The sequence below is a fragment of the Enterobacter cloacae complex sp. P6RS genome, assembly GCF_014982245.1.
In the GTDB taxonomy this organism is placed as follows: domain Bacteria; phylum Pseudomonadota; class Gammaproteobacteria; order Enterobacterales; family Enterobacteriaceae; genus Enterobacter; species Enterobacter bugandensis.
Genome location: NZ_JADCLB010000006.1, coordinates 1 through 24,183, shown reverse-complemented (window position 1 = coordinate 24,183; position 24,183 = coordinate 1). Strand labels below are relative to the sequence as shown.

The window sequence follows — 24,183 nt, the reverse complement described above, 5'->3', positions numbered from 1 at the left end:
CCCGGCAAAAGCATCAGGCTACGGCGCAGGATAAGTATAAACCTGATGCACCGCTTCAATCTCCGCTAATACCTCTTCACTCAGGTTCAGATGGAAACTCTCAATGTTAGTTTTCAGCTGTTCCATGGTCGTCGCGCCAAGCAGGGTACTGGCAACAAACGGCTGACGGCGCACGAAAGCCAGCGCCATCTGCGCCGGATCAAGGCCGTGGCGCTTCGCGATATCCACATAGGCTGCAACGGCTTTCTGCGTCTGCTCGCCGCTGTAGCGGGTAAAGCGGCTAAAGAGGGTATTACGCGCCCCGGCCGGTTTCGCACCGTTCAGGTATTTCCCCGTCAGGGTGCCGAAACCGAGGCATGAATAGGCGAGCAGTTCCACTTCCTCATATTGCGTCACTTCGGCCAGCCCCACCTCGTAGCTGCGGTTAAGCAGGCTGTACGGGTTCTGGATGGTGACGATGCGCGGCAGATCGTGTTTATCCGCCAGGTGCAGATAGCGCATTACGCCAAAGGCCGTTTCGTTGGACACGCCAATGTAGCGGATTTTTCCCGCGCGCTGGCACTCCGTGAGCGCCTCCAGCGTTTCCAGCAGCGTAACGGCGGGGGCGCTCTCGTTCCAGCTGTAGCCGAGCTTGCCAAAACAGTTGGTTGGACGCTGCGGCCAGTGGACCTGGTAAAGGTCGAGATAGTCGGTTTGCAGGCGCTCCAGGCTCGCGTCCAGCGCGGCGCGGATATTTTTGCGATCGAGGATTTGGTTTGGGCGGATCCCGGCATCGTTGTTTCGCGCGGGGCCACTCACTTTCGAGGCGATAACCAGCTTTTCACGGTTACCGCGTTTTGCCAGCCAGTTACCGACATAGGTTTCGGTAAGTCCCTGCGTTTCAGGGCGTGGAGGCACAGGGTACATCTCTGCGACATCAATCAGGTTAATCCCCTGGCTGACGGCATAATCGAGTTGTGCATGGGCATCGGCTTCGCTGTTTTGTTCACCAAATGTCATCGTGCCCAACCCCAGTTGACTTATCTCCAGAGCGCTGTGGGGGATACGGTGATAATGCATAGCCGGCTTCCTTCAATAGACATGTAGACCGCGTCAGGAACCTCCCGACAAAGGAATATAAACATGGCAGAGGGGAAGCAAAAGGGGAAGAAAAAAATCAAAAAGGCCAGTAGGCTACTGACCTCCGACTGTTATCGCTCAATAATTTGCGAGACTTCGTCGCGATTGATCTGCATTTTATTGCCTGCCTGGTCGTGGTAGCTGACCAGACCGGTATCATCGTCGACTTCAGGTTTACCGTCAGTCAGGATCATCCGGCCGTCTTTCGTCGCCATGACGTAATCGCTGCTGCAGCCCGAAACGGCAAACGCCAACCCGACTGCTGAAATTAACACCGCCCATTTTTTCATCGTTATCGTCCTCATCTGGCTCGTATCAAATCATAGTGTAGTATTAACCCGTTATAGCAACAGGGTGAAGCGGTAAAATCTTAAAAACCAGGCGATTATGTTTGTGAGCTCGCAAAATAAGTAAAAAACTAAGTTTTAAGTAAGAAATGACGAGCAAGCAGCGCGCCGGTGAAATTTTTTTTGAGATAAAAGCCGCGCGGCAGCGTCAGTATAGGTTCGCCCATCGCGCCGATCGCCTCGGTAAGCGCTTTGCTGTTTGCCGCTTTCGGGCGCAGCTGTAACACTTCTCCGTGCCGGGCGGTAATTCGCTCGACCTGACCGAGCACAATCATGTCCATCAGTTCTTCCCAGTCCAGGCGCAGCTGATGCTCCTCTTCTTCATCCGGGCTCCAGAGCAGCGGCGCGCCAACGCGGCGTTCAGCCAAAGGGATCTGCCGTTCGCCTTCAACCGGAACCCAAAGCACGCGATTCAGCTTATGGCGCACGTGGCTGGTTTCCCACGTTACGCCGGTATTGCCGGTTAAGGGCGCAACGCAGACAAAGGTAGTCTCCAGGGGCCGACCCTGACGGTCGATAGGAATAGTTTTTAACTCTACGCCAAGGGCCGCGAAATCTTGCTCTGGCTTGCTCCCGGCGCTTGCGCCCAGCCACAGCTCCAGAAGCATGCCGATCCAGCCCTTATCTCGTTTCAGATCCTTCGGGATCTGTAGCCCTGCCATCGCCGCCAGTTCGCCCAGCGAGAAGCCTGCAAGGCGCTGAGCCTGCTGTAGCAACTGGCTTTCGCTCGAAGGCGGTGAGAGCAAGGGTGAAAGCGGATGCATGACGATAACCTTTTGATTAAAAAATAAACGAAGAAACAGTCCCCTGTGGATAGAGTTTAACTTTTTCTGTACCAATATTCCATGTGCATGATTTATAGGTTTTTTTATGAATTTTTCACGGTTTCATCAGGGACGCAAAACGGGTTGTTCAAATCTGGTCACTGACAATAAACAGGATCTTACACCATGTTATCCACAGAAAAATGGGATAACTGGGCATAACCCTGACTACTGTTTCAATTTACAGCCTTGACGTGCGACGAAAATCCAAATTTCAGACAAACTGTGCCTAACTTATTGGCACAATCTGTGGATAAAACCGACGCTGTTCGATCTTTCATCAGCACGACGATCCCTGCTGTGACGATCGTCACGCTATTCTGCATTTTGTTTGTCGATATGAATATAAGATCATGAAAAATATATTGTTATGTTGAAGGTGAGAAACGGGAGGGCAGAGGCCATTTCAGGTTGTTCATCGGTAATCAGACACTTCTTCACAACTATATCCACAGAAAAGGTGAATAAAATTGCCCTCAAGACCGCACATCTGTTTATAACTATGCGCTTATTTGTGAGTTATTCAAATGTTATTAGGTTGCAGGCCTGTAAGAGAGTGGTTTACCGCCTCACTGTAGTGTGAAACAATCATTCATATATAAGGTTTAGTTTGGGGTAGTCCGGTGATTGATGACGATGGCTACCGCCCGAACGTAGGAATAGTAATTTGTAATCGTCAGGGCCAGGTCATGTGGGCCCGTCGATATGGTCAGCACTCCTGGCAGTTCCCGCAAGGCGGGATCAATCCGGGAGAGTCCCCAGAACAAGCGATGTACCGGGAGCTTTTTGAAGAGGTCGGTTTAAGCCGAAAAGATGTTCGCATCCTTGCCTCGACCCGCAACTGGTTGCGTTACAAGTTACCGAAACGTTTGGTGCGTTGGGACACAAAGCCGGTTTGTATCGGCCAGAAACAGAAGTGGTTTCTTCTGCAGTTGGTGGGCAACGATTCGGACATCAATATGCAAACCAGCAGTACGCCGGAGTTCGATGGCTGGCGCTGGGTGAGCTATTGGTATCCTGTTCGTCAGGTCGTGTCATTTAAGCGCGATGTTTACCGTAGGGTGATGAAAGAGTTTGCAAGTGTGGTGATGCAGCTTCAGGAGATCCCGCCTAAGCCGCAGAGCGCACCTGCCTGGCGACGTAAAAGAGGTTAAGCTACGCAAATCATGCTCACCCGCTTGCGAGAAATAGTCGAGAAGGTGGCCAGCGCTCCGCGCCTCAACGAGGCGCTGAATATTCTGGTCACTGACATCTGTCTTGCGATGGAGACCGAGGTCTGTTCGGTGTATCTGGCCGACCACGATCGGCGCTGCTATTACCTGATGGCGACCCGCGGTTTGAAAAAGCCGCGGGGGCGCACCGTAACGCTCGCATTTGATGAAGGTATCGTCGGGCTGGTTGGGCGGCTGGCTGAACCTATCAACCTTGCCGACGCGCAAAAACACCCCAGCTTTAAATACATCCCTTCCGTAAAAGAAGAACGCTTCCGCGCGTTTCTGGGTGTGCCGATTATTCAGCGCCGTCAGCTACTCGGTGTGCTGGTCGTCCAGCAGCGCGAGCTGCGTCAGTATGATGAAAGCGAAGAGTCCTTCCTCGTCACGCTGGCGACACAGATGGCGGCGATCCTCTCCCAGTCTCAGCTTGCCGCGCTCTTTGGTCAGTATCGCCATACGCGCATTCGCGCCCTTCCGGCATCGCCAGGGGTGGCGATTGCGGAAGGCTGGATGGACGCCACGCTGCCATTGATGGAGCAGGTCTACGAAGCCTCTACGCTTGATGAAGCGCTGGAGCGCGAGCGTCTTACCGCCGCGCTGGAAGAGGCGGCCAATGAGTTCCGTCGCTACAGCAAGCGCTTTGCCGCTGGTGCGCAAAAAGAGACGGCGGCCATCTTCGACCTCTACTCGCACCTGCTTTCCGACGCGCGTCTGCGCCGTGAGCTTTTTGCTGAGGTTGATAAAGGCGCAGTCGCGGAGTGGGCGGTTAAAAAGGTCATCGAAAAATTTGCCGAGCAGTTCGCTGCCCTGACCGACGGTTATCTGAAAGAGCGGGCGGGAGATCTCCGCGCGCTGGGACAGCGCCTACTGTTCCACCTCGATGATACTATTCAGGGGCCGAATGCCTGGCCAAAACGGTTTGTGCTGGTGGCCGATGAACTTTCGGCAACAACGCTGGCCGAGCTGCCGCAGGACAGACTCGCCGGGGTTGTCGTACGTGATGGTGCAGCGAACTCCCATGCCGCCATTATGGTGCGCGCGCTCGGTATCCCTACCGTTATGGGGGCGGATATTCAGCCCTCGGTGCTGCACCGCCGCACGCTGGTGGTTGATGGTTACCGCGGTGAACTGCTGGTCGATCCTGAGCCGGTTCTGCTCCAGGAATATCAGCGTCTCATCAGCGAAGAGAATGAATTAAGCAAGCTGGCGGAAGATGACGTTAACCTGCCCGCGCAGCTTAAAAGCGGAGAGCGGATCAAAGTCATGCTCAACGCCGGCTTAAGCCCCGAGCACGAAGAGAAGCTTGGCAGCCGAATCGACGGGATCGGTTTATACCGCACTGAAATCCCCTTCATGCTGCAGAGCGGTTTCCCCTCCGAAGAGGAGCAGGTGGCGCAGTATCAGGGGATGTTACAGATGTTCAACGACAAGCCTGTCACCCTGCGAACCCTGGATGTCGGGGCGGATAAACAGCTGCCGTATATGCCCATCAGCGAAGAGAACCCGTGTCTGGGCTGGCGCGGGATCCGCATTACGCTCGATCAGCCGGAGATCTTCCTGATCCAGGTGCGCGCGATGCTGCGCGCCAACGCCGCGACGGGCAATCTCAGTATCCTGCTGCCGATGGTCACCAGCATAGATGAAATCGACGAAGCGCGGCGCCTGATCGAACGTGCTGGCCGTGAAGTGGAAGAGATGATTGGCTATGCGATCCCGAAACCACGGATCGGCGTCATGCTCGAAGTGCCATCTATGGTCTTTATGCTGCCGCAGCTGGCAAATCGCGTTGATTTTATCTCTGTCGGTACCAACGACCTGACGCAATATATTCTGGCCGTCGACCGGAACAACACCCGCGTCGCCAGTATCTACGATAGCCTGCACCCGGCGATCATTCGCGCGCTGGCGATGATTGCCCGTGAGGCTGAACAGTACGGTATTGATCTCCGCCTGTGCGGTGAAATGGCCGGAGACTCGATGTGCGTCGCGATCCTGATTGGTCTGGGGTATCGTCATCTGTCAATGAACGGCCGCGCAGTAGCGCGCGTGAAGTATTTGTTGCGGCATATCGACATCAATGATGCCCGCGAGCTGGCTGAGCGCAGCCTTGAGGCGCAGCTGGCCGCAGAGGTTCGTCACCAGGTGGCGGCATTTATGGAACGGCGCGGTATGGGCGGCCTGATCCGCGGTGGTCGCTAATCGTCTTTCGTCCTCTCCTTGTGGAGAGGGCGCCAGCGCGCACAAAACCCTATACACATCTTTTACATCTCTGGCGCATCCTCCGCGCCCGCCTTATGCTATGATTCGCAACTTTGGAGCCTCTGCTTAAGGCAGAATCGCATGTCTACCGCTGTCCACTTTCAGCGGAATAACAACATCTTGTGGTGACAGATGAACAGTGGTTATCTGCATTTTCCGGAGTTTGATCCGGTCATTTTCTCAGTAGGACCTGTTTCGCTTCACTGGTACGGTCTGATGTACCTGGTGGGCTTTATTTTTGCCATGTGGCTCGCGGGCCGTCGCGCCAGCCGTCCTGGCAGCGGCTGGACCAAAAACGAAGTTGAAAACCTGCTGTACGCGGGCTTCCTCGGCGTGTTCCTCGGTGGCCGTATTGGGTATGTACTGTTCTATAACTTCCCGGTGTTCCTGAACGATCCCCTCTACCTGTTCCGCGTCTGGGACGGCGGCATGTCCTTCCACGGCGGCCTGATTGGGGTGATCCTGGTGATGGTGATTTTTGCCAAACGCACCAAACGCAACTTCTTCCAGGTGTCAGATTTTATCGCACCGCTGATCCCGTTTGGTCTGGGGGCGGGTCGTCTGGGCAACTTTATTAACGGTGAGCTGTGGGGCCGCGTTGACCCAAGCGTGCCGTACACGATGCTCTTCCCGGGCTCCCGCGCGGAGGATATCGCGCTGCTGCCGTCGCACCCGGAGTGGCAGTCCATTTTCGATACCTACGGCGTGCTGCCGCGTCATATGTCCCAGCTGTATGAGCTGGCGCTGGAAGGCGTGGTGCTGTTTATCATCCTCAACCTGTTTATTCGCAAGCCGCGCCCGATGGGAGCTGTTTCCGGACTGTTCCTGATTGGCTATGGCGCGTTCCGCATCATCGTTGAATTCTTCCGCCAGCCGGATGCGCAGTTTACCGGCGAATGGGTACAGTACATCAGCATGGGGCAGATCCTCTCCATTCCGATGATTGTCGCGGGTGCCATTATGATGATTTGGGCGTATCGTCGTCGTCCACAGCAACAACTTTCCTGAGGAACCATGAAACAGTATCTTGAATTGATGAAAAAAGTGCTCGATGAGGGCACGCCGAAAAACGACCGTACCGGTACCGGTACGCTCTCCATTTTTGGCCACCAGATGCGCTTCAATCTGCAAGAAGGCTTCCCTCTGGTGACGACGAAGCGCTGCCACCTGCGCTCGATCATTCATGAACTGCTCTGGTTCCTGCAAGGCGACACCAACGTTGCGTATCTGCACGAAAATAACGTCTCCATCTGGGACGAATGGGCAGATGAAAACGGCAACCTGGGCCCGGTTTACGGCAAGCAGTGGCGCGCATGGCCAACGCCTGATGGCCGCCATATTGACCAGATCACCACCGTGATGAACCAGCTGAAAAACGATCCGGACTCGCGCCGAATCATCGTTTCCGCCTGGAACGTGGGCGAGCTGGATAAAATGGCGCTGGCTCCGTGCCACGCGTTCTTCCAGTTCTATGTCGCAGACGGCAAGCTCTCCTGCCAGCTCTACCAGCGCTCCTGTGACGTGTTCCTCGGCCTGCCGTTTAACATTGCCAGCTATGCTCTGTTAGTCCACATGATGGCGCAGCAGTGCGACCTGGAAGTGGGTGATTTCGTCTGGACAGGTGGGGACACCCATCTTTACAGCAATCATATGGAACAGACGCATCTTCAGCTCACTCGTGAACCGCGCGCGCTGCCGAAGCTGATTATCAAACGCAAACCGGAATCGATCTTCGATTACCGCTTTGATGATTTTGAGATTGAGGGCTACGACCCGCACCCTGGCATCAAAGCGCCTGTCGCTATCTGATGCGGTAAAGCGTGACATAACCGGTGCTGTTTAGCGCCGGTTTTTTTTCGTCTTTATTCCATTTTCCGAGGCGTTATCCAGAAAACGTGCAACGCGCTGCAACTCTCCTGATACTTCGGATAACGCCTCGTAAAACCATTATTCACCGCTCGCCACGCCCACGGCGAATCGCCACACTTCCCGCATGAAAAAAGAGAACGGCTTTACGCTTATCGAAACGCTGGTGGCAGTCTCGCTGGTTGTCATACTCAGCGCCTCAGGTCTGTACGGCTGGGACAGCTGGCAGCGGCAGCAGCGGCTGTGGCAAACCGCTGGCCAGGTGCGCGACTATCTGGTGTTTCTGCGAAATGATGCCAACAGGTACAACCGCGACCATCACATAACCCAGCTGCGGGTTGGGGGACAGCAGTGTCTGGTGAGCGCTGCCGTACAAGGCTGTGAGAAGGGCAGCCCCTTTGTTCTGATTCCACTCTGGCCAGAGGTCGCGGTGAGCGAGGTCACACCGTCATTAGGATTCTATGGGTTAAGGGATACGGCATGGGCAGGGCGGATACGTGTGCAAAGCCGTGCCGGAGAATGGCTTATCCTGGTCTCAGACGGAGGGCGCATCAGAATGTGTAAGGTCTCACAAGGAGGTTCATGTCGATGAGACAACGCGGTTTCTCGCTGACAGAAGTTCTGATTGCTACGGCCATCAGTAGCCTGTTGTTGATTGGCGCATCGCGCTTTCTACCCGGATTGCATCAGGCGGTATTACTGCAATCCGGCCAGAGAGAGCTGGAAGAAGAGGTCTGGCAGCGCCTGTTTGCTCTCGGCAAACAGCTTCAGCGTGCGGGTTACTGTGCGGGGAACTGCCAGGGGCAAGGGCTGGCGATCGCAAGGCAGGGCAGCTGCGTCATTGTTCGGTGGGATGCCAACAGTAACGGTCGCTGGGATCGCAGTGCATCAGAAAACGACAGCACCGGTTTTCGTCTGGAATCGGGCGCGCTGGAAACGCTTCGTGGGGCAACCTCGTGTGAAGGTCAGGGATGGGAAAAGCTCACGAACCCGGACAGGCTCGCCATCGCGCATTTTGTGGTGAGGAAAGTAACACACGCCGGGTTTGCGCCGGAGTTGAATATCGAACTGTCCGCCCTGCGCAACGGCGATGAAGGAGAGCCTTATCAGGCTTTGTATACGGTCACGGGGTACAACCTGTGAACCGTCAACGCGGTATGTCTTCGCTGGCGCTGGTTCTACTTTTACTGGTGCTTGGTACGCTGATCCTCACCGGCCTTAACCAGCAGCTGACAACGTTCAGCGCGCTCGTTGGCGGTGAGAGCCGTTCGCTGCAGCAGCAGGCTTCTGTACAGTCAGCGCTTGAGTGGGGGCGCGTTCAGAGCTGGTCACCCGCTCCTGAAGTCCAGTGCAAAAAGGCACCCGCCTGGCAAGTGTGTTTGCGGCGGCTGAGTGAGACCACTGTTTTACTGATTGCCGGAGTCAACGACCTGCTGCTCTGGCGTTCAGGAGAGATTATTGACGGTAATATTCGCTTTTCGCCTCACGGCTGGAGTGATTTTTGCCCACTAAAGGAACGTTCGCTATGCCAGCTGCCGTAAGCAAAGAAAAAGGATTTAGCATGGTTGAGGTTCTGCTGGCGATGATGCTGCTGGTCATCATCGTCACGGCACTGGCCGGCTATCATCGGGCGCTGGCGGCGCGGTTTACGCTGTTTAACCAGTATCGTCAGCTCTGGCACCATGCCTGGAATCAGGCTCAGCTCTCAACAAATGTTCTGCCCGCAGGCTGGCAGGTCAGTCGGGTGCAGACAACGCACGCAGGATGTGTCAGCATCACGGTTACACTTATTTCTCCTCTGGGGCGACGCGGTGAAATAACGCGTCTGCATTGCCCGGTTAGCCAGTAGTCGGGAGCGTCTATGTTAAGGGTCTACCACTCAAATCGTCTGGATGTGCTGGAAGCACTGATGGAATTTATCGTTGAGCGCGAGCGGCTCGACGATCCTTTTGAGCCTGAAATGGTGCTGGTGCAGAGCACCGGTATGGCACAGTGGCTGCAAATGTCGCTTTCCCGTAAGTTTGGCATTGCCGCGAATATTGATTTCCCGCTGCCCGCGAGCTTTATCTGGGAGATGTTTGTTCGCGTGTTACCGGACATCCCCGAGCAGAGCGCCTTCAACAAGCAGGGCATGAGCTGGAAGCTGATGGCGCTGCTGCCGGAGATGCTCCAGCATGATGAATTCGCCATGCTGCGCCACTACCTCAATGACGATACCGATAAGCGCAAGCTGTTCCAGCTGGCGTCGCGTACCGCGGATCTCTACGACCAATACCTTGTTTACCGTTCTGACTGGTTAATTCGCTGGGAAGCGGGCGAACTGGTTGAAGGGTTACCGGAGGCGCAAATATGGCAGGCACCGCTTTGGAAAGCGCTGGTCGAGCATACGGAGAAACTTGGGCAGCCTAAGTGGCACCGTGCCAACCTCTACGATCGGTTTATCTCAATACTCGAGAATGCGTCGGCGCGTCCAGCCCGACTGCCGTCACGCGTTTTTATCTGTGGGATATCCGCATTACCGCCTGTTTATCTGAAAGCGTTGAATGCGCTGGGTAAACATATCGATATTCATATTTTGTTCACCAACCCTTGCCGTCAGTATTGGGGGGATATCCTCGACGAACGTTGGCTTGCGCGGCTGGTGACTCGCCAGCGAAAGCGCCTTTTTGAAGAACGATCCGTCCCGCTGTTTAAAGACGGCTCGACTGCCGGGCAGCTTTTTGATGAAGACGGCATCCAGAACCTGCCCAATCCACTGCTTGCCTCATGGGGGAAGCTGGGGCGTGATTACATTCACATGCTCTCCGATATTACGTCATCAGGCGAAGGTGACGTTGACGCCTTTGTCGAGATCGCCCCGGATAGTCTGCTGCATAATATTCAGTTAGATATTCTGGATCTGGAGAACCGCTCCGTCATGGGCGTGACGGCGAAAGAGTTTGAGCGCAGCGACAGCAAGCGGAAGCTGGACGCTGAGGATCGCAGTATCACGATCCATGTTTGTCATAGCCCGCAGCGTGAGGTCGAAGTGCTTCACGATCGACTGCTGGCGATGCTGCAGGACGACCCTGAACTGACGCCGCGCGATATCGTGGTGATGGTGGCGGACATCGACAGCTACAGTCCCTTTATTCAGGCCGTCTTCGGCAGTGCGACGGGTGAGCGATATCTGCCTTACGCCATCTCTGACCGTCGTGCCCGTCAGTCGCACCCGGCATTGCAGGCATTTATCACCCTGCTTTCACTGCCGGATAGCCGGTTTATCTCCGAAGATGTTCTGGCGTTACTGGATGTTCCCGTGCTGGCAGCCCGCTTCAACATCAATGAAGAAGGGCTGCGCTACCTTCGCCAGTGGGTAAACGAATCAGGCGTTCGCTGGGGCATCGATGACGATAACGTCCAGGAGTTCGAGCTTCCCCCAACCGGCCAGCATACCTGGCGGTTTGGCCTGACGCGTATGCTGCTGGGCTACGCCATGGAGAGCAGCCAGGGCGAATGGAACGAAGTGCTGCCTTACGATGAGTCCAGCGGTTTGATTGCTGACCTGGTAGGGCATTTAGCTTCTCTGCTGATGCAGCTTAACCGCTGGCGCCGTGAGCTAATGCAGCCGCGTCCGCTTGAAGAGTGGCTCCCGGTGTGCAGGGCGTTACTTAATGATTTCTTCCTGCCAGACAATGACACCGAAGCGGCGATGGCGCTCATTGAAACGCAGTGGCAGGCTATCGTTGACGAGGGTGTGAATTCACACTATCTCGAAGCGATTCCTTTGTCGCTGCTGAGAGATGAGTTGACGCAGCGCCTTGACCAGGAGCGAATCAGCCAGCGTTTCCTGGCAGGCCCCATCAATATCTGTACCCTGATGCCAATGCGCTCAATCCCCTTTAAGGTGGTCTGCCTGCTCGGCATGAACGACGGTATTTATCCTCGGGCCTTGGCACCGCTGGGGTTCGATTTGATGAACGCAGATCCAAAGCGGGGTGACCGTAGCCGTCGTGATGATGACCGCTATCTCTTCCTTGAAGCGCTCATCTCCGCTCAAAGTAAGCTCTATATCAGCTATATCGGTCGTTCCATTCAGGACAACAGCGAGCGCTTCCCCTCCGTTCTGGTGCAGGAACTGGTGGACTATATCGGCCAGAGCCACTATCTGGCTGGGGATGAGGCGCTTAACTGCGATGAAAGCGAGCAGCGGGTGAAGGCGCACATTACCTGTATCCACAGTCGCATGCCGTTTGACCCGGTAAACTATATTGTCAGCGAACAGCAGAGCTATGCCCGCGAATGGCTGCCAGCAGCGAAAAAAGAGGGGAGAGCCCATACGGATTTTATTCAGCCGCTTGATCCGCTGCCCATCAACACTCTGACTTTCGAACAGCTTCAGCGGTTTTGGGCGCATCCGGTGCGCGCCTTCTTCCAGCAGCGATTACGGGTCAACTTCCGCTCTGAAGAGAGCGAAATTCCTGATGCAGAACCCTTTACTCTGGAAGGACTGGAGCGCTATCAGCTAAACCTCCAGCTGCTTAATGCTCTGGTTGAAGAGGAAGATGCAGACAAACTTTACCGCCGCTACCGTGCCGCAGGGCAACTACCTTACGGTGCGTTTGGGGAAATCGTCTGGGAGGCGCAGTGCCAGGAGATGACCGCTCTGGCGGAGCGCGTCAGGGAGCACCGCCAGCCCGGACAAAGCATCGAAATCGATCTCAGCTGCAAGGGCATACAACTCACGGGCTGGCTAACCCAGGTTCAGCCGGATGGGCTATTGCGCTGGCGACCTTCTCTGCTCAGCGTTTCACAAGGATTGCAACTCTGGCTGGAACATCTTGTCTACAGTGCGGGTGGGAATAAAGGTGAAAGCCGGATCTTCGTGCGCAAAGAGGGCGAATGGCGCTTCCCACCCATGGAGGCAGAACAGGCGTTACGCTATCTGTCCTTGTATATTGAGGGCTATCTTCAGGGAATGAACAAACCCCTCCTGTTACTGCCCGAAAGTGGCGGTGCGTGGATAAAAGCCTGTTATGACGCACAGAATGATGCGATGTTAACGGATGAGGCTTCGCTGCAGAAAGCGCGCAGTAAATTTATGCAGGCCTATGAAGGAAACATTATGGTACGCGGTGAAGGTGAAGATGTCTGGTATCAACGCCTGTGGCGAACGCTTGAGCCAGAATACTTCGAGGCTATTAAGGAAGAGGCACAGCGCTACCTGTTACCGTTGTTTAAGTTTAATCAGTCCTGAGTGCTGTATAAAAATTGCGCAGTATGGGGTGTTCATTTATGATGCACTTCTTATCACGGACTGATGTACCCAAAGAATGAGATGTTGGCGTGTCCAGCACGCAGTTTGTTAATGATGTAGCCGTGATAAAGAGGTCGTAATGCCAGGCAGCACCTTGTTTAAAGCGTTTGTTTTGTTTTTCGCCCTCTGGGCACCCGTCACTCACGCAGACTCCGGTTGGCAACCCGTTCAGGAAACTATCCGTAAGAGCGAAAAAGATACCCGTCAGTATCAGGCTATCCGCCTTGATAACGGTATGACCGTGCTGCTGGTTTCCGATCCGCAGGCGGTGAAATCCCTCTCGGCGTTAGTGGTGCCGGTTGGATCGCTGGAAGATCCTGAGGCGCATCCGGGGCTGGCGCATTACCTCGAACACATGACGCTGATGGGCTCTAAAAAATATCCGCAGCCGGATAGCCTTTCTGAATTCCTGAAAATGCACGGCGGCAGCCACAACGCCAGCACGGCACCGTACCGCACGGCCTTTTATCTCGAAGTCGAAAACGACGCGCTGACAGGGGCGGTTGATCGTCTTGCCGATGCTATCGCCGCGCCGCTGCTGGATAAAAAATACGCCGACCGCGAGCGCAATGCCGTCAATGCGGAGCTGACCATGGCCCGTACCCGGGACGGTATGCGTATGGCGCAGGTCAGCGCCGAGACCATCAACCCGGCGCATCCGGGCTCACGTTTCTCGGGCGGTAACCTGGAGACGCTGAGCGATAAACCGGGAAGCCCGGTCATTGACGCCCTGCATGCGTTTCGTGACAAATACTACTCCGCCAACCTGATGAAGGCGGTTATTTACAGCAACAAACCGTTACCGGAGCTTGCCGGACTGGCGGCACAAACGTTTGGCCGGGTGCCGAATAAAAATATTGACCTGCCGAAGATAGACGTACCGGTTGTCACGGACGCGCAAAAAGGGATCGTCATCCACTACGTCCCTGCCATGCCCCGCAAAGTGCTGCGCGTTGAGTTCCGCATTGATAACAACACAGCCCAGTTTCGCAGTAAAACCGACGAGCTGGTGACCTACCTGATCGGTAACCGCAGCCCGGGAACCTTATCTGACTGGCTGCAAAAACAGGGGCTGGTGGAAGGGATCCGCGCCGATTCCGATCCCGTGGTAAACGGCAATAGCGGCGTGCTGGCGATCTCCGCCACCCTGACCGACAAAGGTCAGGCCAACCGTGATGAAGTGGTGGCGGCTATCTTTAGCTACCTCTCTTTACTGCGCGAGAAAGGCGTCGATAAGCGCTATTTTGATGAACTGGCGCACGTGCTGGATCTCGATTTCCGTTACCCGTCCATTACCCGCGATATGGATTACGTGGAGTGGCTGGCGGATACCATGATCCGCGTGCCGGTGGCGCACACGCTCGACGCGGTCAATATTGCCGATCGTTATGATGCCGAGGCGGTAAAAGCGCGCCTGGCGATGATGACGCCGCAAAATGCCCGCATCTGGTACATCAGCCCGAACGAACCGCATAACAAGACGGCATACTTTGTTGATGCCCCTTATCAGGTAGACAAAATCAGCGACCAGACCTTCGCCGACTGGCAGAAGAAGGCCGGTGAGATTGCGTTGACGCTGCCGGAACTGAACCCCTATATCCCGGATGATTTCTCGCTGATCAAAACGACTAAGGATTATCCGCACCCGGAGCTCATTATTGATGAACCGACGCTGCGCGTGGTGTATACCCCAAGCCGTTATTTTGCGAGCGAGCCAAAGGCCGATGTCAGCGTGGTCCTGCGTAACCCGAAAGCGATGAACAGCGCCAAAAATCAGGTGATGTTCGCGCTCAATGACTATCTGGCCGGTATCGCGCTCGATCAGCTCAGCAACCAGGCGGCCGTGGGCGGGATCAGTTTCTCCACCAATGCCAACAACGGTTTGATGCTTAATGCAAATGGCTATACTCAGCGTCTGCCTCAGCTTTTCAAGGCTCTGCTCGAGGGTTACTTCAGCTACACGCCAACGGAAGAGCAGCTTGAGCAGGCTAAATCCTGGTATGCGCAGATGATGGATTCTGCAGAAAAGGGCAAAGCTTACGATCAGGCGCTTATGCCGGCACAAATGCTGTCGCAAATACCTTATTTCCAGCGTGAAGAACGCCGTGCCTTGCTGCCATCAATCTCATTAAAAGAGGTGCTGGCTTACCGTGACTCGCTAAAAACCAACACGCGCCCGGAGTTTCTTATCGTCGGCAACATGAGCGAAGATCAGGCCAAAACGCTGGCAGAAAATGTTCGCACGCAACTCGGTTCGAAAGGGGACGAGTGGTGCCGTAACCAGGACGTGCTGGTTGAGAAAAAACAGAATGTGATCTTTGAAAAAGCGGGGAGCAGCACCGATTCCGCGCTGGCCGCGGTGTTTGTGCCAACGGGCTATGATGAATTCGCAAGCTCTGCGCAGAGCGCCGTTCTGGGTCAGATTATTCAGCCGTGGTTCTATAACCAGCTGCGCACAGAAGAGCAGCTTGGCTATGCGGTATTTGCTTTCTCTATGAACGTGGGGCGTCAATGGGGGCTGGGCTTCCTGCTGCAAAGCAGCGACAAACAGCCGGCCTATCTCTGGCGCCGCTATCAGGCGTTCTTCCCGCAGGTGGAAGCAAAACTGCGGGCCATGAAGCCGGAAGAGTTTGCTCAGATCCAGCAGGCCGTCATCGCGCAGGTGATGCAGCCGCCGCAGACGCTGGGCGAAGAGGCGTCACAGCTGAGCAAAGATTTCGATCGCGGTAATCTGAAATTTGATTCGCGTGATAAAGTAGTGGCCGAGATAAAACAGCTGACGCCGCAGAAGGCTGCCGATTTCTTCCATCAGGCCGTGATTAAGCCGCAGGGCATCACTATCCTGTCTCAGGTTTCCGGTAGCCAGAACGGGAAAACGGACTACGTGAACCCGAAAGGCTGGAAAGTCTGGAAGAGCGTCAGCGCGTTGCAGCAATCTATGCCCTGGAGTAAGAAAGAATGACCGATACCGCTGAGTCCCTTGATCCCTTACGTTTACCTCTGCAGGGTGAACGATTGATTGAAGCCTCAGCGGGAACGGGAAAAACCTTCACCATCGCCGCGCTCTATCTGCGCCTGCTGTTAGGCCTTGGCGGTAACGCCGCTTTTCCTCGTCCTTTGAGCGTTGAAGAGCTGCTGGTCGTTACCTTTACTGAGGCTGCCACCGCTGAGCTGCGCGGCCGTATTCGGACCAATATCCACGAACTGCGCATCGCCTGTCTGCGCCAGAGCACGGATAACCCTCTCTACGCGAGCCTTCTGGAAGAGATTGCCGATAAGCAACAGGCAGCCCAGTGGCTGCTCCTCGCAGAAAGGCAGATGGACGAAGCATCCGTCTTCACCATTCACGGTTTTTGCCAGCGCATGCTGAGCCTGAATGCGTTTGAATCCGGCATGTTGTTTGAGCAGCAGCTTATTGAAGATGAATCCGTGCTTCGCTATCAGGCCTGCGCGGATTTCTGGCGTCGCCACTGCTATCCGTTACAGCGGGATATCGCCGAAGCGGTACATGCGTTATGGAAAGGCCCGGAGGCGCTGCTGCGCGCGATCGATCGTTATCTGCAGGGTGAGGCGCCGGTCATCAAATCCCCGCCGCCAGCAGATGAAACCCTGGCCTCGCGGCATGAAAAAATCATCGCTAAAATTGCCGACATCAAACAAAAATGGATTGAGTCAGTCGGTGAGATTGACGCGATCCTCGAGAATTCCGGGATCGATCGACGTAAGTTCAATCGCGGCAACCAGGGCAAATGGATCGAGAAGATCAGCGCGTGGGCGCAGGAAGAGACGCGGGGCTACCAGCTCCCGGACGCGCTGGAGAAATTCTCCCAACGTTTCCTGGCTGAGCGGACCAAAGCCGACGGCATTGTGCCTGAGCATCCCCTGTTTGTAGCGATCGAAACCCTGCTGGCGGAGCCCCTCACGCTCAACGATCTGATGATCGTCCGCGCCATGACCGAAATTCGTGAAGCCGTGGCGCGCGAGAAACGCCGCCGGGGGGAACTGGGTTTCGACGATATGCTGAGCCGCCTGGATGCGGCGCTGTGCAGTGAGAATGGCGAAGCGCTTGCCGCTGCGATTCGCACCCGCTTTCCGGTCGCGATGATTGACGAATTTCAGGACACCGACCCACAGCAGTACCGCATTTTCCGCCGTATCTGGCGCCAGCAGCCCGGCACCGCGCTGTTGTTAATCGGCGATCCTAAGCAGGCCATTTACGCCTTCCGCGGTGCGGATATTTTTACCTACATGAAAGCCCGCAGCGAGGTTGACGCGCACTACACGCTCGACACCAACTGGCGCTCTTCTCCCGGCATGGTGGAAAGCGTCAATGCGCTCTTCAGCCGCATGGATACGGCGTTTATGTTCCGGGAGATCCCTTTCCAGCCGGTCAAGTTCGCCCCTAAAAATACCGCGTTGCGCTTCGAGGTTAATGGCGAAACTCAGCCAGCCATGAACTTCTGGCTACTTGATGGGGAAGGCTGGGGCGTCGCGGACTATCAAAATGCAATGGCCCAGCACTGTGCGGCGCAAATTAGGGACTGGCTCAGCGCAGGCGCGCGCGGCGATGCGCTGCTGTGGAAGGAGAATAAACCAGCCCCGGTAAAGGCATCCGATATCACGGTGCTGGTGCGCAGCCGTCAGGAGGCCGCGCTTATCCGCGACGCCCTGACGCTACTGAATATACCTTCCGTTTACCTCTCCAACCGCGACAGCGTTTTTGAAACGCTGGAAGCCCTCGAGATGCTATGGCTGCTGCAGGCTGTACTGGCCCCGGAGCGTGAAAGCACGCTCCGCAGCGCCTTAGCGAGCGCGATGCTCGGGCTGAACGCGCGTGACATTGATGCGCTTAATACTGACGAATCCGCGTGGGATGCCGTGGTAGAAGAGTTTGTGCGCTACCGTGAAAAATGGCAGAAGCGCGGCGTGATGGCGATGGTGCGCGAGCTCATGGCACATCGTCACATTGCGGAAAACATGCTGGCGACAGCGGGCGGCGAGCGCCGTCTGACCGATATTTTGCACATCAGCGAGCTGCTCCAGGAAGCGGGTACGCAGCTGGAGAGCGAGCATGCTCTGGTGCGCTGGCTGGCCCAGCAGATTGCCGACCCTAACAGCAATTCTTCCAGCCAGCAGATGCGCCTCGAGAGCGATAAACATCTGGTGCAGATCGTCACCATTCACAAGTCGAAAGGCCTGGAGTATCCGCTGGTCTGGCTGCCGTTTATCGCCAATTATCGCGTACAGGACCAGGCTTTTTACCACGATCGCGAGTCGTTCGAAGCGGTACTCGACCTCAGCAACGCGGAGTCCAGCGTCGAGCTGGCCGAAGCCGAGCGTCTCGCGGAAGACCTGCGCCTGCTATATGTGGCGCTGACCCGTTCGGTCTGGCACTGTTCCCTGGGCGTCGCGCCGCTGTTCCGTCGCCGTGGCGAAAAGAGCGGCGAGAGTGATTTTCATCTGAGCGCGCTGGGGCGGCTTATTCAGCGCGGCGAGCCTAAAGATGCCGTAGGGCTGCGCCAGTGCATCGAATCACTTTGCTCAGAGCATGTTGCCCTGCATATTCCCTCCCAGCCCGACAGCAGCCGCTGGCAGACGCCGGAGCAGGGAGAGTCAGCGCTGCATGCCCGCGAGGTGGCTCGCACAATCACTGACGACTGGCGCGTCACCAGTTACTCCGGTTTACAGCAGCACGGACAGAGTATTGCGCAAGATCTGATGCCAAAACTGGACGTGGATGCCGCTGGGGCCGGGAGCGTGCCCGTCGAGCCGGCGCTCACGCCGCATCAGTTTCCGCGCGGCGCCTCGCCGGGCACGTTTTTGCACAGCTTGTTTGAAGAGCTGGATTTTACCCAGCCGGTATCAGAAGAGTGGGTGCTGAAGATGTTACAGAGCGGCGGCTACGACGCACAGTGGCAGCCGGTTCTCACTGAATGGATCCGCGCTGTTCTGCACGCGCCGCTCACGGCGCAGGGGATCTCGCTGAGCCAGCTGACCGCCAAAGATAAGCAGGTGGAGATGGAGTTTTACCTCCCCATCGCCAGCCCGCTCAAGGCCGAGGCGCTTGATGCGCTGATCCGCGAGTACGATCCGTTATCCGCCGGGTGTCCGCCGCTGAATTTCCGCCAGGTGCAGGGGATGCTGAAAGGCTTTATCGACCTGGTTTTCCGCCACGAAGGGCGCTACTACCTGCTGGATTACAAATCGAACTGGCTGGGGGCAAACAGCGAAGCCTATACCCAGCAGGCGATGGCCTCAGCGATGCAAATGCATCGCTACGATCTGCAGTATCAGCTTTACACCCTGGCGCTGCACCGTTACCTGCGCCATCGCATGGCCGATTATCGCTATGAAGATCATTTTGGCGGCGTCATTTACCTGTTCCTGCGCGGCGTGGATGCTAACGACCCGCGTTCGGGTATCTTCAGCACCCGTCCGGCTGTGGAGTTGATTGAAAAGATGGATAACTTGTTTGCTGCAAGCACGGAGGAAGTAGCATGACGATGCAGGCGCTACTGCTGGACGCAATTGAACAACGTGTACTTCGCCACCTGGACGTACAATTTGCCATGATGGTGGCGGGCGAAGAGCCTGCCGTCATGCTTGCCGCGGCGATCCTGAGTAAAGATGCGGGAGAAGGGCATGTCTGTCTGCCGCTTTCACGTCTGGTGGTGGATGAGAAAATGCCTCCGGCTTTACAGGCGTGTTTCGCGCTTCTGGGTGAGGCAGTGGACTGGCAAGAAATATTACTCCGCTCCCCCGCCGTCAGCAGCGCCGATACCGGTACGCCAATGATTTTGACGGGTGAACGTTTGTATCTGAACCGGCTGTGGCGTAACGAACTGACGGTGGCGCGCTTCTTCAGCGAGACCAATGCTCCGCTCCCGTGCGATGAAGCACTGCTCCGGCAAACGCTGGATACGCTGTTTACCTCTGACGATGAGACAGACTGGCAGAAAGTGGCGGCAGCAGTGGCGTTAACGCGGCGGATATCGGTGATTTCGGGCGGGCCGGGCACCGGTAAAACGACCACCGTGGCAAAGCTGCTTGCCGCGCTGATTCAGTTATCGGGTGAGCAAAAGTGTCGTATCCGCCTGGCGGCACCCACCGGTAAAGCGGCTGCACGTCTGACGGAGTCGTTAGGCGGCGCGCTGCAAAAACTGCCGCTTACCGGGGAGCGGCTTGCGCTTTTCCCTAACGAAGCCAGCACGTTGCACCGCTTGCTCGGCGCGCAGCCGGGTAGCCAGCGTCTGCGCTACCATGCCGGTAACCCGCTGCATCTGGACGTGCTGGTGGTGGATGAAGCGTCGATGATTGACCTGACGATGATGTCGCGTTTGATTGATGCGTTGCCGCCGCACGCGCGCGTCATTTTCCTCGGCGACCGCGATCAGCTTGCCTCCGTTGAGGCCGGGGCCGTGCTGGGCGATATCTGCACCTATGCCAGCCTGGGGTATACTGCTGAACGCGCTGAGGAGCTGGCGCGCCTGACCGGATGTTCGCTCGCGGCTGAAAACCATTTACTTGCGGGGGCGCTGCGCGACAGCCTGTGTCTGCTGCAAAAAAGCTACCGTTTTGGCAGCGACTCCGGCATTGGTCAGCTTGCGGCGGCGGTGAACCGGGGCGACCGGCACGCTACCTGTGCGGTATTTGACGGTACCTTTACCGATATTGAGAAAAAATCGCTGCAAACCGGGGAAGAGTATCAGGCGATGCTGGATGACGCCCTGCTGGGGTACCAACATTTTCTGACGGGCGTACAGCAGCAAAGCACGCCGGAGCAGGTCATTGCCGCGTTTGGCGAATACCAACTGCTCTGCGCGTTGAGGGAAGGGCCCTTTGGCGTCAGCGGCCTGAACGACAGGCTGGAACAGCTGCTGGCGCAAAAGCGTAAAATCAACCGTACTCCGCACTCGCGCTGGTATGAAGGCCGGCCGGTGATGATCTCCCGCAACGACAGCGCGCTGGGGTTGTTTAACGGGGATATCGGGATTGCGCTCGATCGCGGGCAGGGGCTCCGCGTCTGGTTCCAGATGCCGGACGGTAGCGTGAAGTCCTTCCAGCCGAGCCGTTTGCCCGAGCATGAAACTGCCTGGGCGATGACGGTGCATAAATCCCAGGGTTCTGAGTTTAACCATGCGGCACTTATCCTGCCCACACAGCTTTCCCCCGTCGTTACCCGCGAGCTGATCTATACCGCCATTACGCGCGCGCGTCAGCGCCTGTCGCTGTATACCGATGAACGGGTGCTGGTACAGGCGATTGCCACCCGCACGGAACGCCGAAGCGGGCTGAGCGCGATATTTGACTCCCTCTGAACGACGCCGGCAAAGAAAGGATTACCCCAGGTCGGCCATCAGCACTTTTGAACGGCGCTGATAGTTGTACATCTCTTTCTTCGTTTCCGGCAGAGAATCAATATCCACCGGCGTGAACCCGCGCTCCTGGAACCAGTGAATGCTGCGCGTCGTCAGGACGAACAGCTTGCTCAGCCCCATCTGACGCGCCTGTGCCGCCACGCGCTCAAGCAGCATTTCGCCGCGTGAAGAGCTGCGGTAATCCGGGTGCACCGCCACGCAGGCCATTTCTCCGATTTTCTCTTCCGGGAACGGATAGAGGGCGGCGCAGGCAATGGTCAGGTTATCGCGCTGGATAATGGTGAATTTGTCGATCTCCATCTCCAGCTGCTCGCGGGAGCGACGAACCAGAATACCCTGCTGTTCCAGCGGACGGATCAGCTCCAGAATGCCGCCGATATCGTTGATGGTCGCGCGGCGAATCTGCTCCGCACTTTCCATCACAATCTGGGTGCCAATACCGTCGCGGGAGAACAGCTCCTGCAGCAGAGCTCCGTCTTCCTGATAGCTGATCAGGTGGCTACGGCGCACGCCGCTGCGGCAGGCCTTCACGGCGCCACGCAGGAAGCGGACGGTGCCGGAGTGGTAATCCCCTTCGGCTTCCAGCGCTTCAACGCGGGCCTGCGCTTCATTCGGGAAGAGTTCCGGCACAATTACCCCTTCATCGTTTACGACGCCCTGGGAGGAGCAAAACCCAATCATTTTTTCCGCCTTCAGCTTGATCGCCAACTGGGTGGCAATCTCTTCGGACGTCAGGTTAAAGCTTTCACCGGTTACGGAAACCGCCACCGGTCCCATCAGGACAATGGCACCGCTGTCGAGCTGGCGGTGAATGGCCTCTTCATCAATACGACGAATGCGGCCGCTGTGGCAGTAATCCACGCCATCGTCCACGCCGAGCGGCTGGGCAATGATAAAGTTGCCGCTCACGACGTTGATATGCGCGCCCTGTAGCGGCGTGTTGTTCAGGCTCATCGACAGGCGAGCGGTGATATCCAGCTGCAGCAGACCCGCCGCCTGCTTCACCAGCTCCAGGGTTTTGGCATCCGTGACGCGGGTATGTTTGTGGTAAATCGGCTCGTGGTGGTGAGCGGCCAGGTTGGCGTCGATCTGCGGGCGCGCGCCATAGACCACCACCAGGCGGATCCCGAGGCTGTGCAGCAGGCCAATGTCATTGACGATGCTAGAAAAATTTTCATGCTCAATGGCTTCGCCGCCCAGCATGATGACAAACGTTTTTCCCCGGTGGGCGTTGATATAGGGAACAGAATGGCGGAATCCCTGGACCAGTTCGGTTCTACGTTCCTTCACCATGGCACAACCCTTAATGAATGTTTATTCGTAATTTATGTATTTTTATTCGATTGTGGGCGCGTGTGCAAGTGCAAATTTTTTGCGACCTACAGAAATTAATAAGTAATCCGTGCGTTAACGTATGATTGTTTACCCTTTTATAGATGACAGTTTATGCGTCATTCGTTAAAGTTTTCGGTCAATCTGCACTTTTGTATATCAGTTTGTTTTCTTGCTCGGGAGAAGCATGTCGGGATCCAATTCAGCAATAAGCCGCCGCCGTTTGTTAAAAGGGGCCGGGGCAATGTGGTTGCTTAGCGTCAGCCAGGTCGGTCTTGCCGCCACGAGTCAGGTGGTGGCGGTGCGCGTCTGGCCGTCGTCGACCTATACGCGCGTGACGGTTGAATCCAATCGCGTGCTGAAATATAAGCAATTTGCCCTCAGCAACCCTGAACGCGTGGTGGTGGATCTCGAAGGGGTGAACCTCAACTCCGTGCTGAAAGGCATGGCGGCGCAGATCCGCGGTGACGATCCGTTTATTAAATCGGCGCGCGTCGGGCAGTTTGATCCGCAAACCGTGCGCATGGTGTTTGAGCTTAAGCAGAACGTTAAGCCGCAGCTGTTCGCCCTGGCACCCGTCGCGACGTTTAAAGAGCGTCTGGTGATGGATCTTTACCCGGCGAATGCAACGGATATTCAGGATCCGCTTCTCGCCCTGCTGGAGGATTACAACAAAGGCGATCTCCAGCGTCAGGTGCCGCCTGCGCAAAGCGGCCCGCAGCCGGGGAAAGCAGGGCGCGATCGTCCGATTGTGATCATGCTCGATCCCGGCCACGGCGGCGAAGACTCCGGTGCGGTGGGGAAATACCATACGCGTGAAAAAGACGTGGTGCTGCAAATTGCCCGTCGTCTGAAGGCGTTAATTGATAAAGAAGGCAATATGCGCGCCTACATGACGCGCAATGAGGATGTCTTTATCCCGCTGAAGGTGAGGGTGGCGAAAGCGCAGAAGCAGCGTGCCGATCTGTTCGTCTCGATCCATGCGGATGCGTTTACCAGCCGCCAGCCGAGCGGCTCGTCGGTGTTTGCGCTCTCAACCAAGGGCGCAACCAGTACCGCGGCGCGATACCTTGCGGACACCCAGAACGCCTCGGACCTGATCGGTGGCGTGAGCAAAAGCGGCGACCGCTACGTCGACCACACCATGTTCGACATGGTGCAGTCCCTGACCATTAACGACAGCCTGAAGTTTGGTAAAGCGGTGCTGGGCAAGCTGGGGAACATCAATAAGCTGCACAAAAACAGCGTGGAGCAGGCCGGGTTTGCGGTGCTGAAGGCACCGGATATCCCGTCCATTCTGGTAGAAACCGCGTTTATCAGTAACGTTGAAGAAGAGCGTAAGCTCAAGACGGCAAAGTTCCAGCAGGAGGTGGCGGAGTCGATTCTGGCGGGGATACGGGCGTATTTCTCAGACGGGGCGACGCTGGCGCGGCGCGGGTAGGTTTTTAGCCGGGTGAAATGCCCGGCAAATTCACAAACGGCAGATACAAAAAAACACCCTTAAGGGTGCTTATTGTTTTCAGAAGTGTTGGTTGCGGGGGCCGGATT

Annotated in this window: 17 protein-coding genes; 13 read left to right on the top strand and 4 right to left on the bottom strand. The window is 56.3% G+C overall.

Features of this window, described 5'->3' with window-relative positions; genetic code table 11:
* Positions 1–18 precede the first annotated feature (18 nt).
* From INF73_RS03945 to mutH, 3 genes are all read right to left on the bottom strand, one after another.
* Positions 19–1,059 (bottom strand): NADP(H)-dependent aldo-keto reductase, encoded by a 1,041-nt coding sequence (locus INF73_RS03945; protein ID WP_193541385.1) that lies wholly within the window; start codon positions 1,057–1,059, stop codon positions 19–21.
* 131 nt (positions 1,060–1,190) lie between these two features.
* Entirely contained in the window at positions 1,191–1,409 is a 219-nt protein-coding gene (locus tag INF73_RS03940; protein WP_014885085.1) for a YgdI/YgdR family lipoprotein, read from the bottom strand.
* A 128-nt stretch (positions 1,410–1,537) separates the two neighbouring features.
* Positions 1,538–2,230 carry a DNA mismatch repair endonuclease MutH gene (gene mutH, locus INF73_RS03935; RefSeq protein ID WP_028014286.1) on the bottom strand — a complete coding sequence of 231 codons (693 nt, stop codon included), beginning with the start codon at positions 2,228–2,230 and terminating at the stop codon, positions 1,538–1,540.
* 683 nt (positions 2,231–2,913) lie between these two features.
* On the opposite strand from mutH, the gene rppH reads away from it, so the two are divergent.
* The 12 genes from rppH to recD all read left to right on the top strand — a co-directional run bounded on the left by rppH (position 2,914) and on the right by recD (position 21,243).
* On the top strand, positions 2,914–3,444 hold the full coding sequence (rppH, locus tag INF73_RS03930; RefSeq protein WP_013098553.1) for an RNA pyrophosphohydrolase: 531 nt from the start codon (positions 2,914–2,916) through the stop codon (positions 3,442–3,444).
* 12 nt (positions 3,445–3,456) lie between these two features.
* Positions 3,457–5,703: a phosphoenolpyruvate--protein phosphotransferase gene (gene ptsP / locus INF73_RS03925; RefSeq protein ID WP_028014285.1), complete on the top strand. Its 2,247-nt coding sequence runs from the start codon at positions 3,457–3,459 to the stop codon at positions 5,701–5,703.
* A 192-nt stretch (positions 5,704–5,895) separates the two neighbouring features.
* On the top strand, positions 5,896–6,771 hold the full coding sequence (gene lgt, locus INF73_RS03920) for a prolipoprotein diacylglyceryl transferase (protein WP_028014284.1): 876 nt from the start codon (positions 5,896–5,898) through the stop codon (positions 6,769–6,771).
* Between the two features lie 6 nt (positions 6,772–6,777).
* Entirely contained in the window at positions 6,778–7,572 is a 795-nt protein-coding gene (gene thyA, locus INF73_RS03915; RefSeq protein WP_013098550.1) for a thymidylate synthase, read from the top strand.
* Between the two features lie 184 nt (positions 7,573–7,756).
* The gene (locus INF73_RS03910) at positions 7,757–8,221 is read left to right on the top strand and encodes a prepilin peptidase-dependent protein (RefSeq protein WP_193541387.1); all 465 of its coding nucleotides are present in this window, start codon (positions 7,757–7,759) and stop codon (positions 8,219–8,221) included.
* Positions 8,212–8,772 carry a prepilin peptidase-dependent protein gene (locus INF73_RS03905; RefSeq protein ID WP_193541389.1) on the top strand — a complete coding sequence of 187 codons (561 nt, stop codon included), beginning with the start codon at positions 8,212–8,214 and terminating at the stop codon, positions 8,770–8,772. Before INF73_RS03910 ends, INF73_RS03905 begins: the two co-directional genes overlap by 10 nt.
* Positions 8,769–9,170: a DUF2509 family protein gene (locus tag INF73_RS03900; RefSeq protein ID WP_048999249.1), complete on the top strand. Its 402-nt coding sequence runs from the start codon at positions 8,769–8,771 to the stop codon at positions 9,168–9,170. The genes INF73_RS03905 and INF73_RS03900 overlap by 4 nt, the downstream gene beginning before the upstream one ends.
* Positions 9,155–9,478, top strand: coding sequence for a prepilin-type N-terminal cleavage/methylation domain-containing protein (locus INF73_RS03895; RefSeq protein WP_048999250.1), 324 nt, complete (start codon positions 9,155–9,157; stop codon positions 9,476–9,478). The genes INF73_RS03900 and INF73_RS03895 overlap by 16 nt, the downstream gene beginning before the upstream one ends.
* 12 nt (positions 9,479–9,490) lie before the next feature.
* Positions 9,491–12,865: an exodeoxyribonuclease V subunit gamma gene (recC, locus tag INF73_RS03890; protein ID WP_193541391.1), complete on the top strand. Its 3,375-nt coding sequence runs from the start codon at positions 9,491–9,493 to the stop codon at positions 12,863–12,865.
* Between the two features lie 139 nt (positions 12,866–13,004).
* Positions 13,005–15,887, top strand: a complete 2,883-nt coding sequence (ptrA, locus tag INF73_RS03885; RefSeq protein WP_193541394.1) for a pitrilysin — start codon at positions 13,005–13,007, stop codon at positions 15,885–15,887.
* Entirely contained in the window at positions 15,884–19,426 is a 3,543-nt protein-coding gene (recB, locus tag INF73_RS03880) for an exodeoxyribonuclease V subunit beta (protein WP_193541396.1), read from the top strand. The genes ptrA and recB overlap by 4 nt, the downstream gene beginning before the upstream one ends.
* The gene (recD, locus tag INF73_RS03875; protein ID WP_193541398.1) at positions 19,423–21,243 is read left to right on the top strand and encodes an exodeoxyribonuclease V subunit alpha; all 1,821 of its coding nucleotides are present in this window, start codon (positions 19,423–19,425) and stop codon (positions 21,241–21,243) included. Before recB ends, recD begins: the two co-directional genes overlap by 4 nt.
* A 21-nt stretch (positions 21,244–21,264) precedes the next feature.
* On the opposite strand, the gene argA is transcribed toward recD, so the two are convergent.
* Entirely contained in the window at positions 21,265–22,596 is a 1,332-nt protein-coding gene (gene argA, locus INF73_RS03870) for an amino-acid N-acetyltransferase (RefSeq protein WP_014885072.1), read from the bottom strand.
* 226 nt (positions 22,597–22,822) lie between these two features.
* On the opposite strand from argA, the gene amiC reads away from it, so the two are divergent.
* Positions 22,823–24,076, top strand: coding sequence for an N-acetylmuramoyl-L-alanine amidase AmiC (amiC, locus tag INF73_RS03865; RefSeq protein ID WP_014885071.1), 1,254 nt, complete (start codon positions 22,823–22,825; stop codon positions 24,074–24,076).
* Positions 24,077–24,183 lie beyond the last annotated feature (107 nt).